The sequence below is a fragment of the Enterobacter sp. Acro-832 genome (genome assembly GCF_011752745.1).
Lineage (GTDB): Bacteria > Pseudomonadota > Gammaproteobacteria > Enterobacterales > Enterobacteriaceae > Enterobacter > Enterobacter quasiroggenkampii.
Genome location: NZ_VWWX01000005.1, coordinates 202,040 through 216,122, shown reverse-complemented (window position 1 = coordinate 216,122; position 14,083 = coordinate 202,040). Strand labels below are relative to the sequence as shown.

Here is a 14,083-nt window from a genome sequence, read left to right as displayed (position 1 = left end):
TAACTGGAAATAATCGGGCTGTGTGGTTGGGTTTTTAATGTTTTGTGCTACTAAATGAGTGGGTATTATCACTTTGTGCTATTTAAACACTACGCACCGGCATAAAAATCCGGTGCGTAATTATCACCATACTAAATCAACTCGCAAACTGACGGAACAGGGCTTTGCCCTTTAACAGCCGCGTGCCGAGCCAGCCTCCGCAGAGAGAAAGCAGCGCCGCGCCGCACAGAGGCAGGATCAACCAAAGACGCCAGTCAGGCTCCCACGGGAAGTCGAAGACCTTTGTCTGCAGCACCGCCAGCGCCGTCTCTGCGCCAATGGCGGCCACCAGACCGGCCACCAGCCCCAGTAGCGCAAACTCGCTCCAGAGCGTCATTCGCAGCAGCCGCTTACCGGCCCCCAGCGTGCGGTAAACCACCAGTTCCTGATGGCGCTGGCGCATGCCCACCTGCACCTGGGCCAGCAGCAACAGCACGCCGCAGATCGTCACCAGCACCACCATGACCTCCAGCGCGCGGCTCACCTGCTCCAGCACCTGCCCCACCTGCTTCAGGATCGCCCCAATATCCAGCAGGCTGACCGTCGGAAACTCCCGGTTAAGCTGGGTCAGCATGCCGTTACCGTTTTCCCAGCGGAAGCTGGTCAGCCAGCTCTGGGGCTGCCCGTCCAGCGCCCCCGGCGAGAAGATAAAGAAGAAGTTGGGCCGCAGGCTTTCCCAGTCCACTTTACGCAGGCTGGTCACTTTCGCGGTGAAATCCTGGGTATCCCCTGTGAAGGTGACGCTGTCTCCCAGCTTCACGTTCAGGCGCGTCGCCAGTCCCTCCTCCATCGACACTTCTCCCGCTTTCGGCGGCCAGGTGCCGGCGGTTATCGGGTTGTGGTCAGGGCGTTTCTCCTGCCAGGTGAGGTTCAGCTCGCGGTTCAGCGACTCGTCCTTGTTCCCCTCCGTTGGCTGCCCGTTGATCTGCGTCAGACGCGCGCGAACGATAGGATAGAACGACTCGGGGATGATGTGATGCTCCGCCAGGAAGCCCTTCAGCGGCGTAACCTGCTCAGGGGCGATATTGATCAGGAAATAGTTCGGGCTTTCCGGCGGAAGCTGCTGCTGCCAGCGATCGAGCAGATCGCCGCGCAGCACCAGCAGCAGTGCCAGCAGCATAAACGACAGCGAGAACGCCGACAGCTGGCTGAGCGTAGACCAGGGCTGGTGCAGCAGACGGTTGACCGCCAGGCGCACGGGCAGGGATTTTACCGTCACCCTTTTCAGGAGGTTAAGCAGTATCCAGCCCAGCACGCCGCACAGCAGCGCCAGAACAACCGCCCCGGCCAGCACCGCCCACAGCAGCGTGCTGCCGCCCATCAGCCACGCCAGCAGCCCCACCGCCACCGCAATAATCACCGGAAGGTAGAACTTCAGCGGCCAGACGTTCGCCACGACATCGTTGCGAAGCACGCGCAGCGGCTGCGTGGCGAGCAGCAGGCGGTAAGGCCGGAGCCCCACCAGCACCGAGATCACCGTCATAGCGCCCATCGCCCACAGCCACGGCCAGAGGCTGGCCGGCGGCAATGCGGCCGGGAGCACCGGTTTTAGCATCACCATCAGCAGTTTTTCAAACAGCAGCCCCATTATTCCGCCGGTCAGCGCCGACAGGACCAGCAGCATCAGCCACTGGCCGACGATCAGCTTGCGCAGCTGCGCCCGGCCCGCCCCGAGGGTTTTGAGGATCGCCACCAGGTCGTAGCGGCTGCGGCAGTAGTGCCCCATCGCGACGGCCACCGCCGCCACCGCCAGCAGCAGGGTCAACAGGGCCGACAGCAGCAGGAACTGCTGAGAGCGCTCCAGAGATTTACCGAGCGCCCCCTCGTCCTGCTCCAGCCCGTACCAGCGGTGTTCCGGTTTGAGCTGCGGCAGAAGCCATTTTTCATACGCGTCAAGCTGGGTGGGCGTGCCGCCAAATTTATAACGCCAGGTAACGCGGCTGCCCGGCTGTACCGCATGGGTGGCCGCGACATCCGCGGTGTTCATCAGCAGACGCGGCGCAAGCTGGAACGGGTTAAATCCGCCGTCGGGCTCCTGCACCACTTCCCCGGCAATCCTGAGGGTAGCGTCACCGACGTCGATACTGTCGCCAGGTTTCAGGTTCAGCAGCGCCATCAGACGCGATGCCAGCAGCACCGTACCGGGCGTCGGCTTTAATCCCGGCGGGCGGGTCTGCAAGTCACCGTACATCGGGTAGATATCATCGACGGCCTTGACGCTCGCCAGCTGCGGCGTGTCGCCCGCGAAGGTCATGGTCTGGAAGGTGAGCTGCTCTCCCACCTTCAGCCCTTCTTTGCGCGCTGCTTCAATCCAGCCCGGCGGCACGGGGCGGGAGCTTTCCAGCGCCCTGTCTCCCGCCATAAACTCCCGGCTCTGCTGGCTGAGCCCTTTTTCCATGCGGTCACTGACGCTGCCGAGCGCCAGCACGCAGGCCACCGCCAGGCTGAGCGCCAGCCAGACAATCAGCAGCGAGGGCGAGCGCCACTCGCGCCAGAACCAGCGGGTAATCATGCTTCCTCCTGCAGAATACCGTTGACCAGCCGCAGGCGACGGTCGCAGCGCGCCGCGAGCTGCGGATCGTGGGTCACGAGGATAAGCGTGGTACCGTGCTCGCGATTGAGCGAAAACAGCAGGTCGGCAATCCGGTCTCCGGTTTTACGGTCAAGGTTGCCGGTAGGCTCATCGGCAAACAGCACCTCAGGGCGGCCGTTAAACGCGCGTGCCAGCGCCACGCGCTGCTGCTCACCGCCGGAAAGCTGGGCGGGAAGATGGTCGAGACGTTTACCCAGACCGAGCTGTTCCAGCAGCGCCTTCGCGTGAGCGCGGCTTTCACGGCTATTTTCACCGCGCAGCAGCGCAGGGAGCTCGACGTTTTCCAGGGCGTTCAGGGTCGGGATCAGCATAAAGGACTGAAAGACAAAACCAACTTGACGCGCGCGCAGCGCGGCCCGCGCCTCTTCATCAAGCTGATGCAGCGGCTGCCCGACAAGGTGGACCTCACCGCTGCTGCCGTCGTCCAGACCGGCTAAAATCGCCAGCAGCGTGGACTTACCGGAACCGGATTCGCCAATCAGCGCAATGGTTTCAGCGCGTTTGACAACGAGTTCAACTCCGGTAAGGATGGAAAGCTCGTGCTCCCCCTGACCGACGGACTTCTTAAGATGATGAACTTCAACACTGTTTTCCGCTGGCATTTGCCCTTCCTGTTTTTGATTCTGATGACTTTCCGCGCGGCGGCAGCGGACACGTTACTGGTTCTCGGCGACAGCCTGAGCGCAGGCTATCGCATGGCGGCCAGCGCGGCCTGGCCCGCTCTGCTCAATGACAAATGGCAGAGCAAAACGGCTGTAATCAACGCCAGCATCAGCGGCGACACCTCGCAGCAGGGGCTATCGCGCCTGCCTGCGCTGCTCAAACAGCATCAGCCACGGTGGGTGCTGGTTGAGCTTGGCGGTAATGATGGCCTGCGCGGTTTCCAGCCTCAGCAAACGGAGAATACGCTGCGCACCATTTTGCAGGAGATCAAGGCGGCAAACGCCCAGCCGCTGCTGATGCAAATTCGCCTGCCCGCCAACTACGGTCGTCGGTATAATGAGGCCTTTAGCGCGATCTACCCCAAGCTTGCCAAAGAGTTTGATATTCCGCTGCTGCCATTTTTCATGGAAGAGGTCTATCTCAAACCCCAGTGGATGCAAGACGACGGGATCCACCCCAATCGCGATGCGCAGCCGTTTATTGCCGACTGGATGGCAACGCGGCTGGCTCCTTTAGTTAAACATGACTCCTGATTAAGCGGAGATCCTGACAGGTAAAGTTATGCAAAAATCGGTCTTAATTACAGGATGTTCCAGCGGAATCGGCCTGGAAAGCGCGCTCGAATTAAAGCGCCAGGGGTTTCGGGTTCTGGCGGCCTGCCGCAAACCCGACGATGTCGAACGCATGGACGGTCTGGGCTTTACCGGCGTGCTGCTGGATATGGACTCGCCGGAGAGCGTTGAGCGCGCCGCGGACGAGGTGATCGCACTGACCGGTAATCGTCTGTACGGCCTGTTTAATAATGCCGGCTACGGCGTGTATGGCCCGCTGGATACCCTCTCCCGCGAAACGCTGGAGAAGCAGTTTTCGACCAACTTCTTCGGCGTGCATCAGCTCACCATGCGTCTGCTCCCCGCGATGCTGCCGCACGGTGAAGGGCGCATCGTGATGACGTCGTCGGTGATGGGGCTGATTTCCACCCCGGGCCGCGGCGCCTACGCCGCCAGCAAATATGCGCTGGAGGCCTGGTCCGACGCCCTGCGCATGGAGTTACGCCACAGCGGCATTAAGGTCAGCCTGATTGAACCCGGCCCGATCCGCACCCGCTTTACCGAAAACGTTAACCAGACGCAGGCGGATAAACCGGTCGAGAACCCCGGCATCGCCGCACGTTTTACCCTCGGGCCAGAGGCGGTGGTGGCCAAAGTGCGCCATGCTTTTGAGAGTGAACATCCCAAAATGCGCTATCCGGTGACGCTGGTCACCCATGCCGTCGGCTGGTTAAAACGCCTGCTGCCGGGCCGGATAATGGACAAAATTTTACACGGTTGAGTTGAAGCGCCGACGCGCATCCCCATGTAAAGAACAAACCGACAAAAGAGAAAGCCGCATGTCCGTACAGAATATCGTCAATATCACAGAAGCTAACCTGCAACAGACGCTTGAACAGTCGATGACCAAACCGGTCCTGTTCTACTTCTGGTCTGAACGTAGCCAACACTGTCTGCAGCTGACGCCGGTGCTGGAAAGCCTTGCCGCCCAGTACAACGGTCAGTTCATTCTCGCGAAGCTGGATTGTGACGCCGAGCCGATGGTCGCGTCTCAGTTTGGTCTGCGCGCCATTCCTACCGTCTATCTGTTCCAGAACGGCCAGCCTGTTGATGGCTTCCAGGGGCCACAGCCGGAAGAGGCAATCCGTGCCCTGCTGGATAAAGTGCTGCCGCGCGAAGAAGAGCTGAAAGCGCAGGAAGGCATGGCGCTGATGCAGGAAGGCAAATACGACGAGGCGCTGCCGCTGCTCAAAGAGGCATGGCAGCTGTCGAATCAGAACAGCCAGATTGGCCTGCTGCTGGCGGAAACGCAGATCGCCCTGCACCGCTCAGAAGACGCGGAAGCCGTACTCAAGACGGTTCCGCTGCAGGATCAGGACACCCGCTATCAGGGGCTGGTTGCACAAATTGAGCTGCTTAAGCAGGCGGCAGATACCCCGGAAATTCAGCAGCTGCAGCAGCAGGTTGCCGACAACCCGGCGGATGCCGCGCTGGCAAGCCAGCTGGCGCTGCAGCTGCATCAGGTGGGGCGTAACGAAGAGGCGCTTGAGCTGCTCTTCAGCCATCTGCAAAAAGATTTAGCCGCCGCAGACGGTCAGGCGCGCAAGATGTTCCAGGAGATCCTGGCCGCGCTGGGCACCGGAGACGCGCTGGCATCGAAGTATCGTCGTCAGCTTTACGCGTTGTTGTATTGATGCACTTTGCCCGGTGACGGCTTCGCCTTACCGGGCCTACAAAAGACGAATCGTAGGCCGGGCAAACGCAGTGCCGCCCGGCACAATCACCGCACCTTTTTCAACTGCGTCACCACCAGCTGGTGGCGCGCGTTGTAGAACTTCCGATAGGTCAGGTAGCAGGCAATGATGGTGGACAGGCTTGCCGTGGAAAGCAGCATAAACGTCACCATGATCTGATACTTAATCGCTTTTACCGGATCGATACCGGCAAAAATCAGCCCCGACATCATGCCCGGCAGGCTCACCAGCCCCACCGTTTTGGCGGAATCTACCGTAGGGATCAGCGATGAGCGAATGCTCTCGCGAATCAGCCGCGCCGAGGCCACTTTTGGCGTTGCCCCCAGGCTTAGTTTCTCCTGCAGCTGCTGCTGTTCGCTACTGAAACGCTGGCCGAGATTGTTATAACAGAGCCCAACGGCCACCATCGCGTTCCCCGCAATCATCCCGGAAATAGGGATAACCTGCATCGGCGTAAACTCAATCGAGCCGGAAAGTACCAGCACCGCCAGCGTGAGCGCAGTTCCGGTGGTAATCGCGATAAACGATGAAACAAACGCCTTATCGATGTATTTACTGCGCTTTTGCGCATTCCACGCCGCGTTAAAGCAGATAAAGAGCACCATCAGCAGCGTCAGCACCGCGTGGTTAACGTTGAAGATATACTTCAGCACATAGCCGACGATGATGAGCTGAATCACCGCGCGGCAGATACTCCATACGATATCTTTTTCCAGCCCCAGCTTTTCCCGATAGCTGACCACAATCGCAATCAGCACCAGCACCATCGAAAAGGCCAGCGATTCGTTGGTAATGTTGTGTTCACCCACGGTTTGCCTCCTGCATTTTCCCGCCGTGCGGCTGGAGCGTAATCACGTCATCCGCATGGGTTATTTCGTTAGCGTCGTGCGTCACCCACAGCACGGCAATATTTTGCTCACGGGCGTAACGATGAATAATCTCGTTAACGTTGCGCTTGTTGACGTCATCGAGCGCGCTGGTGATTTCGTCCAGCAACAACACCTTCGGTAAAAACTGCAGGTTGCGGATCAGTGAGACCCGCTGCTTTTCACCGCCCGACAGCGCGTTGATGGATTTGCTCAGCGTCTCCTGCGCCAGGCCAAAGCGGGCCAGATCCTGGATAAACTTTTCCGGCTCCGGCGTTTTATTGCGGATTTGCCACGGGAAAATCAGGTTGTCATAGACCGTATCGCCAAAAAGCACGGGCGTTTGCACGCAGTACGAGACCTGCTGGCGATAGCTTTCCGGAGAAAGCGAGGCGATATCCTCGCCTTCAAACAGAATGGCGCCCTCCGTCGGGCTGAGGAGTGACGCCACAATCTTCAGCAGCGTGCTCTTACCACAGCCTGAGGGACCCGTGATTAATTTAAACTCGCCCGGCGACAGGCTAAACCCGACGTGCTGCAGGATCGTGTTTGCCCCGACTCGAAATCCGACATCCCTGAGCAGTAATACGTTTCTTTTATCGTTCATCGCGCTTCCGTTGACCGCTTCGTGTAATAACCGCCTGTAGCATAATCCTTTCGCCCGCACAGCGCGAATAGCCTCACGCTGAAGCAAGTGTTAAACTTTTTGTTTGCAAATTGTCACCTTCATCACTACAGGAAGTATGCGACATGGCACATATCTTTTATGAGTTTCCCTCCCTGAAGCCTGGTGTTCCTGATGTCGAAACATTAATGGAAGTCATCAAATCGTCGGAGCTCACGCGTTTTGTGATAGGTGCAGAGGTGGTGGATTTTGTTAAAAAGGCGCTCATCGTGAACACCACGATCGGCAGCTTCAAAAATTGCTATTTCGCCTTCGACAACGGAACACACTTCCTTGAATTTGACGGTGAAGGCAAATCAAAACGCTTCAATGAGGTGCCGGACTGGTTCGTCTCTCCGGCGGAATTTTCACGCACCCAGTGGCTTATCAACCACAATCTTGCGGATGTGAAAGCCACACAGTTCATTGACGTCCTGATGTCCTATCCGCTGAAAGCGCGCCGCGCGCACTGCAATTTGCTGTTCGGACTGGAGCTGGAAAAGGTGAACGCGGTTCCGGCCGCGGCATCAGCGGCAGGTAAAATCGGCAATAAAAACGGTAAAACCACCAAGCCCCGCGTCACCGATCTGGGCTCGTTCGAGCTGTTCAGCCAGTTCTTTACGCGCATGAAAACCGCCGTACTGGCCGATGAGTTCCCGACTCTGCAGATCCTGACGGGCATGGATAACCTGGCAAAAGCGCCGCATAATTTAAAGCAGGGCATCAGAACCTGGTTTAAAGCCATCGCGGGCGACCTTCCACCGAATAACAAACGCGTTGAAGCGGGGAATGCCGTTCTGTTCTGCGCCCCCATTCGTGAACAGATCCAGCGTATCGAAGCGCTGGGGCTGGAGAATTACTACCAGGGATTATCGAAAGCCATTGCTGAAGCGGGTGATGGATTCATCTCTGACTTTACCTATACTTACGAGCAATAAACACACTTTCACTCGCCACAGCATGCAAAACAGGAGGTTTTTATGCTTATCGTTATTCCCGTCCTTATTTTCGTTGCGCTGGTTATCGTGGGCGCCGGCGTCAAAATTGTCCCTCAGGGTTATCAGTGGACCGTCGAGCGTTTCGGCCGATACACCAACACACTCCAGCCAGGCTTAAGCCTTATTGTCCCGTTCATGGACAGGATAGGCCGCAAGATCAACATGATGGAGCAGGTTCTGGACATTCCGTCCCAGGAAGTGATCTCCAAGGATAACGCCAACGTCACCATCGACGCTGTCTGCTTTATTCAGGTGATTGACGCGCCGAAAGCGGCCTATGAGGTCAGCAACCTGGAGCTGGCGATCGTCAACCTGACAATGACCAACATCCGTACCGTGCTCGGCTCGATGGAGCTGGACGAGATGCTTTCCCAGCGCGACAGCATCAACACCCGCCTGCTGCACATTGTCGACGAGGCTACCAACCCGTGGGGGATCAAAGTTACCCGCATCGAGATCCGCGACGTGCGCCCGCCGGCGGAGCTGATCGCCTCCATGAACGCCCAGATGAAAGCCGAGCGAACCAAGCGCGCCTATATTCTGGAAGCCGAAGGGGTACGTCAGGCGGAGATCCTCAAAGCGGAAGGGGAAAAACAGTCGCAGATCCTGAAAGCGGAAGGTGATCGTCAGTCCGCGTTCTTGCAGGCGGAAGCCCGCGAGCGTTCCGCCGAAGCGGAAGCCCGCGCGACCCAGATGGTGTCGGAGGCGATTGCCGCCGGTGATATTCAGGCCGTGAACTACTTTGTCGCGCAAAAATATACCGACGCGCTGAAAGAGATTGGATCGGCGAATAACAGCAAAGTGGTGATGATGCCGCTGGATGCCAGCAGCCTGATGGGCTCTATCGCGGGCATAGCCGAACTGATCAAGGACAGCGGAAACGAGCGTAAAAAATGATTGAGCTCATCGTTGCACATCCTCATGCCTTCTGGCTAAGCCTCGGCGGCTTATTGCTGGCGGCGGAGATGCTGGGCGGCAACGGCTACCTGCTCTGGAGCGGTGTTGCCGCCGTCATTACCGGTCTTCTGGTCTGGATCCTTCCCCTGGACTGGGCGTGGCAGGGCGCGCTGTTTGCCGTGCTGACGCTGGTGGCCGCCTGGCTGTGGTGGCGCTGGCTCAACCGGCGGGTTAACGAGCAGAAACCGGTGGACGCCCACCTTAACCAGCGCGGACAGCAGATTGTCGGCAAGCGTTTTACGCTCGACAGCACACTGGTGAACGGACGTGGGCACATGCGGGTAGGCGACAGTTCGTGGCCGGTCGTGGCCGACGATGACCTCAGCGCCGGCACGCGGGTGGAGGTCATCGCGGTGGAGGGCATTACCCTGCGGGTAAAAGCCTGCTAAGCGTGGGTTTTGCGGTGGCAGCAGCCGGCAAGGTTATCGATAATCGGGCAGTCGGCGCTGTCATCCCCCGGGCAGGACGCCGCGAGCTGCAGCAGTTGTTCGCGCATCGCCTGTAGCTCGACGATGTGGCGTTCAATTTCGGCCACCTTTTCCAGCGTGCGTTTTTTCACGTCGGCGCTGTGACGCTTTGGATCGTTGAACAGGTTAACCAGCTCGCCGCACTCTTCCAGATTAAAACCGACCTGTCTTGCCTGGCGCAGCAGCGTCAGTTCATCCAGATGCAGCTGCGTGTAGCTACGGTAGCCGTTTTCACTGCGCAGCGGCGGCGTCACCAGTCCCTTCTCTTCATAAAAGCGAATCGCTTTGCTGGTTAAGCCGGTTTTTTTTGCCACATCACTGATATTCACATTTCCCCCTTGACCTTCCCCTTGATGGAAGGTTTAACCTTCATAACAGTTAGTGAAAAGCGTTACTCCGGTCAACAACTGACCAAAATATTATACGGGAGTTTTGTTATGTCTCACACTATTGACCTGACGCTGGACGGCCTCTCCTGCGGCCACTGCGTCAAACGCGTTAAAGAAAGCCTGGAACAGCGCCCTGATGTGGAAAGCGCTGACGTGACTATCGATCATGCGGCCGTGACCGGCAGCGCCAGCGCGGATGCGCTGATCGATACCATCAAGCAGGCCGGTTACGGGGCGGAGTTAAGCCACCCAAAGGCTAAACCGCTGGCAGAGTCATCATCCCCGTCGGAAGCACTGACAGCGGCCACTCCTGAGCTTCCGGCAGCGGATGATATTGATGACAGCCAACAGCTGCTGATCAACGGCATGAGCTGCGCCAGTTGCGTCTCCCGGGTACAAAACGCCCTGCAGGCGGTACCGGGCGTCGCGCAGGCACGGGTGAATCTTGCGGAGCGCACTGCGCTGGTAATGGGCAGCGCCTCCGCCGCAGAATTAGTGCAGGCCGTTGAAAAAGCGGGCTACGGCGCGGAGGCCATCGAAGATGATGCCGAACGCCGCGAGCGCCAGCAGGAAACGGCTATCGCCACCATGAAGCGCTTCCGCTGGCAGGCCATCGTCGCCCTGCTGGTCGGTATTCCGGTGATGGTGTGGGGCATGCTCGGCGACAACATGATGGTCACCGACGACAACCGCACGCTGTGGCTGGTGATTGGTTTGATTACCCTTGCGGTGATGGTGTTCGCAGGCGGACATTTCTATACCAGCGCCTGGAAGAGCCTGAAAAATCGTACCGCGACGATGGATACCCTGGTCGCCCTCGGTACCGGCGCGGCGTGGCTCTATTCGATGAGCGTGAACGTCTGGCCCCAGTGGTTCCCGATGGAAGCGCGGCATCTCTATTATGAAGCGAGCGCGATGATTATCGGCCTGATTAACTTAGGCCATATGCTGGAAGCCCGCGCCCGCCAGCGCTCCTCGAAAGCGCTGGAAAGATTGCTTGATTTAACCCCACCGACGGCCCGCGTGGTCACGGACGAAGGGGAAAAAAGCGTTCCGCTGGCCGAGGTTCAGCCCGGCATGACGCTGCGTCTGACCACCGGCGACCGGGTTCCCGTTGACGGCAAGATAACCCAGGGCGAAGCCTGGCTGGATGAAGCGATGCTGACCGGGGAGCCTATCCCTCAGCAGAAATCAGACGGCGACGCCGTGCATGCCGGTACGGTCGTGCAGGACGGCAGCGTGCTGTTTACCGCCAGCGCCGTCGGCAGCCATACGACGCTGTCGCGTATTATCCGCATGGTGCGCCAGGCGCAGAGCAGCAAGCCGGAAATTGGCCAGCTTGCTGATAAAATCTCGGCCATTTTTGTGCCGGTGGTGGTCGGCATTGCCCTGCTGAGTGCGGCGATCTGGTACTTCTTCGGCCCCGCGCCGCAGATTGTGTATACCCTGGTGATCGCCACCACAGTGCTGATCATCGCCTGCCCTTGCGCCCTTGGTCTGGCGACGCCAATGTCGATTATCTCCGGCGTAGGCCGCGCGGCCGAATTTGGCGTGCTGGTGCGGGACGCGGACGCGCTGCAGCGGGCCAGCACCCTGGACACGCTGGTGTTTGATAAAACCGGCACGCTGACGGAAGGTAAACCGCAGGTGGTCGCCGTCCACACCGTGAGCATTACGGAAGAGGACGCGCTGCGTCTTGCCGCCGCGCTGGAGCAAGGCTCCAGCCATCCGCTGGCGCGCGCCATTCTCGATAAAGCCAATGCGTCTGCCCTGCCGCAGGTGAACCAGTTCCGCACCCTGCGCGGGCTCGGCGTGAGCGGTGAAGCAGAAGGCCACGCGTTGCTGCTGGGCAACCAGGCGTTGCTCAATGAAAACGGCATTGATACCGCCGCGCTGGAAAACGAGCTGAAGGCGCAGGCGTCACAGGGCGCCACCCCGGTTCTGCTGGCGGTGGATGGCAAAGCCGCCGCGCTGCTGGCCGTGCGCGATCCGCTTCGCCAGGACAGCGTGGATGCCTTACAGCGCCTGCACCGTGCGGGCTATCGTCTGGTGATGCTGACCGGGGATAACCCGACCACCGCCAACGCCATCGCGAAAGAAGCCGGTATTGATGAGGTGATTGCGGGCGTACTGCCGGATGGCAAAGCGGACGCCATTAAAAACCTGCAACGTCAGGGCCGTCAGGTGGCGATGGTCGGCGACGGCATCAACGATGCCCCGGCGCTGGCCCAGGCGGATGTGGGGATCGCAATGGGCGGCGGCAGCGACGTGGCCATCGAAACCGCGGCCATCACGCTGATGCGCCACAGCCTGATGGGCGTGGCCGATGCGCTGGCCATTTCGAAAGCTACGCTGCGCAACATGAAGCAGAACCTGCTGGGGGCGTTTATCTACAACTCGCTCGGTATTCCGATTGCTGCCGGTATTTTGTGGCCGCTGACCGGCACGCTGCTTAATCCGGTGGTCGCGGGTGCGGCGATGGCGCTCTCCTCCATCACCGTGGTCAGCAACGCCAACCGGCTGTTGCGGTTTAAACCGAAGGATTGAACCTTGTACCCGTACGCGCTAGCATGAACCTTTCCGTTTATGGAGCGCGTATGGGTCTGTTTCATCGTATAAAAACATCGTTTCGCGCCCTTTTCCCTCGCCGTTACGCCTGGCCCGGTCTGGATATTTCGCTTCCCGGCGGGCAACACCTGCACCTGGTTGGCAGCATCCATATGGGCACGCAGGATATGTCTCCCCTGCCTCCCGGACTGATTAAACTGCTGAAACACGCCGATGCGCTGGTCGTTGAGGCGGACATTTCGGGTCAGGAGTCACCGTTTGCCGGGCTCGAGAGCGATCTCACCCTGGCGGAGCGCCTGGATGAAACCCAGCTTGCGGAACTGACGCGCGTCGCCGAGGAAACCGGCGTCTCGCTCTCCATGATTGACACCCTGCCGCTCTGGCAAATCGCGATGGTATTACAGGCCACCCAGGCGCAGCGTCTGGGCCTGCGCGGTGACTACGGCATTGATTACCAGCTGCTGAACGCGGCAAGGGCGCGCAGCCTGCCCATCATCGAGCTGGAAGGAACGGACAGCCAGATTGCGCTCCTGCGACAGCTTCCCGACGACGGTCTGATGCTGCTGGATGATACGCTGACCCACTGGCACACCAACGCGCGCCTGCTGCAGACCATGATTGGCTGGTGGCTGGATGCGCCACCCGCGGACGGCAGGCTGGCGTTACCGTCAACGTTCAGCGAATCGCTGTATGATGTGCTGATGAATGCGCGCAATAAAGCCTGGCGGCAGACGCTGCATGCCTTACCTGCGGGGCGTTACGTGGTGGCGGTCGGGGCATTACATTTGTACGGAGAAGGGAACTTGCCGTCGTTGCTGAAATAAAAAAATGGCCAATATTTCTATTGGCCCGTCAAAGAGGAATTTCATCGTTTTTATTATGCCGAAGGAGACCTTCGGTTGAGCCGATTGTCGCTCAAAGTGACCATCACTGCCAACACTATTGCGCAAGATGGTGCTATTTTTTAGACAAACGTCAGGCGTATGCTGTTGGCATGATTTGTCTGTCGTAAGAAGGATAGCTATGACTCCCGCCGTTAAATTACTCGAAAAAAACAACATTTCTTTCCGGATCCACACCTACGATCACGATCCGAATGAAACCAACTTTGGTGATGAAGTGGTGCGTAAGCTGGGGCTGAACGCTGACCAGGTTTATAAAACGCTGCTGGTGGCGGTGAACGGCGATATGAAGCACCTCGCCGTGGCGGTGACGCCCGTGGCAGGACAGCTGGATCTTAAGAAAGTCGCCAAAGCGCTGGGGGCGAAGAAGGTGGATATGGCGGATCCGATGGTGGCGCAGCGCACCACGGGCTACCTGGTGGGCGGCATCAGTCCACTCGGGCAGAAAAAACGCCTGCCGACGCTGATCGATGCCCCTTCGCAGGAATTTGACACCATCTTTATCTCCGGCGGCAAACGCGGGCTGGACATTGAGCTTGCCGCGGGCGATCTGGCGAAAATGCTGGACGCGAAGTTTGCGGATATTGCCCGCCGGGAGTAAAAAAAGCCGGGTGGCGGCTACGCCTTACCCGGCCTACATTTTGCACCCGTAGGCCCGGTAAGCGCAGCGCC

The 14,083-nt window shown here is 59.0% G+C and carries 14 protein-coding genes; 9 read left to right on the top strand and 5 right to left on the bottom strand.

Features of this window, described 5'->3' with window-relative positions; translation table 11 throughout:
* Nucleotides 1–136 precede the first annotated feature (136 nt).
* Nucleotides 137–2,551, bottom strand: coding sequence for a putative ABC transporter permease subunit YbbP (gene ybbP / locus F3J31_RS18215; protein ID WP_167214544.1), 2,415 nt, complete (start codon nt 2,549–2,551; stop codon nt 137–139).
* The gene (gene ybbA, locus F3J31_RS18210) at nt 2,548–3,234 is read right to left on the bottom strand and encodes a putative ABC transporter ATP-binding protein YbbA (RefSeq protein WP_167214541.1); all 687 of its coding nucleotides are present in this window, start codon (nt 3,232–3,234) and stop codon (nt 2,548–2,550) included. The genes ybbP and ybbA overlap by 4 nt, the downstream gene beginning before the upstream one ends.
* Here ybbA and tesA point away from each other — a divergent pair.
* Genes tesA through F3J31_RS18195 form a run of 3 tightly spaced genes read left to right on the top strand, consistent with a single transcriptional unit; the run spans nt 3,202 to nt 5,540 of the window.
* A complete protein-coding gene (gene tesA, locus F3J31_RS18205) occupies nt 3,202–3,828 on the top strand; it encodes a multifunctional acyl-CoA thioesterase I/protease I/lysophospholipase L1 (protein ID WP_167214538.1) in 627 nt (208 codons plus the stop codon). The two genes, ybbA and tesA, sit on opposite strands and share 33 nt — an antisense overlap.
* Nucleotides 3,829–3,856: 28 nt before the next feature.
* Nucleotides 3,857–4,627 (top strand): SDR family oxidoreductase, encoded by a 771-nt coding sequence (locus F3J31_RS18200; RefSeq protein WP_167214535.1) that lies wholly within the window; start codon nt 3,857–3,859, stop codon nt 4,625–4,627.
* A 58-nt stretch (nt 4,628–4,685) separates the two neighbouring features.
* Complete coding sequence (locus F3J31_RS18195; RefSeq protein ID WP_023310624.1) at nt 4,686–5,540, top strand: co-chaperone YbbN; 855 nt, start codon at nt 4,686–4,688, stop codon at nt 5,538–5,540.
* An 86-nt stretch (nt 5,541–5,626) separates the two neighbouring features.
* On the opposite strand, the gene fetB is transcribed toward F3J31_RS18195, so the two are convergent.
* Both fetB and fetA read right to left on the bottom strand, forming a co-directional pair.
* Entirely contained in the window at nt 5,627–6,409 is a 783-nt protein-coding gene (fetB, locus tag F3J31_RS18190) for an iron export ABC transporter permease subunit FetB (protein ID WP_023617520.1), read from the bottom strand.
* Nucleotides 6,402–7,073 (bottom strand): iron ABC transporter ATP-binding protein FetA, encoded by a 672-nt coding sequence (fetA, locus tag F3J31_RS18185; RefSeq protein WP_167214532.1) that lies wholly within the window; start codon nt 7,071–7,073, stop codon nt 6,402–6,404. The genes fetB and fetA overlap by 8 nt, the downstream gene beginning before the upstream one ends.
* Before the next feature lie 143 nt (nt 7,074–7,216).
* Between fetA and F3J31_RS18180 the strand changes: the two genes are divergently transcribed.
* The 3 genes from F3J31_RS18180 to F3J31_RS18170 are packed head-to-tail and all read left to right on the top strand — an operon-like array spanning nt 7,217 to nt 9,474.
* Nucleotides 7,217–8,068: a hypothetical protein gene (locus F3J31_RS18180; protein ID WP_167214529.1), complete on the top strand. Its 852-nt coding sequence runs from the start codon at nt 7,217–7,219 to the stop codon at nt 8,066–8,068.
* Nucleotides 8,069–8,110: 42 nt separating this feature from the next.
* Complete coding sequence (locus F3J31_RS18175) at nt 8,111–9,025, top strand: SPFH domain-containing protein (protein WP_152083713.1); 915 nt, start codon at nt 8,111–8,113, stop codon at nt 9,023–9,025.
* Nucleotides 9,022–9,474, top strand: coding sequence for an NfeD family protein (locus F3J31_RS18170; RefSeq protein ID WP_063621005.1), 453 nt, complete (start codon nt 9,022–9,024; stop codon nt 9,472–9,474). Before F3J31_RS18175 ends, F3J31_RS18170 begins: the two co-directional genes overlap by 4 nt.
* On the opposite strand, the gene cueR is transcribed toward F3J31_RS18170, so the two are convergent.
* Nucleotides 9,471–9,881 (bottom strand): Cu(I)-responsive transcriptional regulator, encoded by a 411-nt coding sequence (gene cueR, locus F3J31_RS18165; protein ID WP_045909739.1) that lies wholly within the window; start codon nt 9,879–9,881, stop codon nt 9,471–9,473. The two genes, F3J31_RS18170 and cueR, sit on opposite strands and share 4 nt — an antisense overlap.
* A gap of 108 nt (nt 9,882–9,989) precedes the next feature.
* Between cueR and copA the strand changes: the two genes are divergently transcribed.
* The 3 genes from copA to ybaK all read left to right on the top strand — a co-directional run bounded on the left by copA (nt 9,990) and on the right by ybaK (nt 14,012).
* On the top strand, nt 9,990–12,488 hold the full coding sequence (gene copA, locus F3J31_RS18160; protein WP_167214526.1) for a copper-exporting P-type ATPase CopA: 2,499 nt from the start codon (nt 9,990–9,992) through the stop codon (nt 12,486–12,488).
* Nucleotides 12,489–12,538: 50 nt separating this feature from the next.
* Entirely contained in the window at nt 12,539–13,333 is a 795-nt protein-coding gene (locus F3J31_RS18155; protein WP_167214524.1) for a TraB/GumN family protein, read from the top strand.
* Between the two features lie 199 nt (nt 13,334–13,532).
* Complete coding sequence (ybaK, locus tag F3J31_RS18150) at nt 13,533–14,012, top strand: Cys-tRNA(Pro)/Cys-tRNA(Cys) deacylase YbaK (RefSeq protein ID WP_045909742.1); 480 nt, start codon at nt 13,533–13,535, stop codon at nt 14,010–14,012.
* The last annotated feature ends 71 nt before the right edge of the window (nt 14,013–14,083 follow it).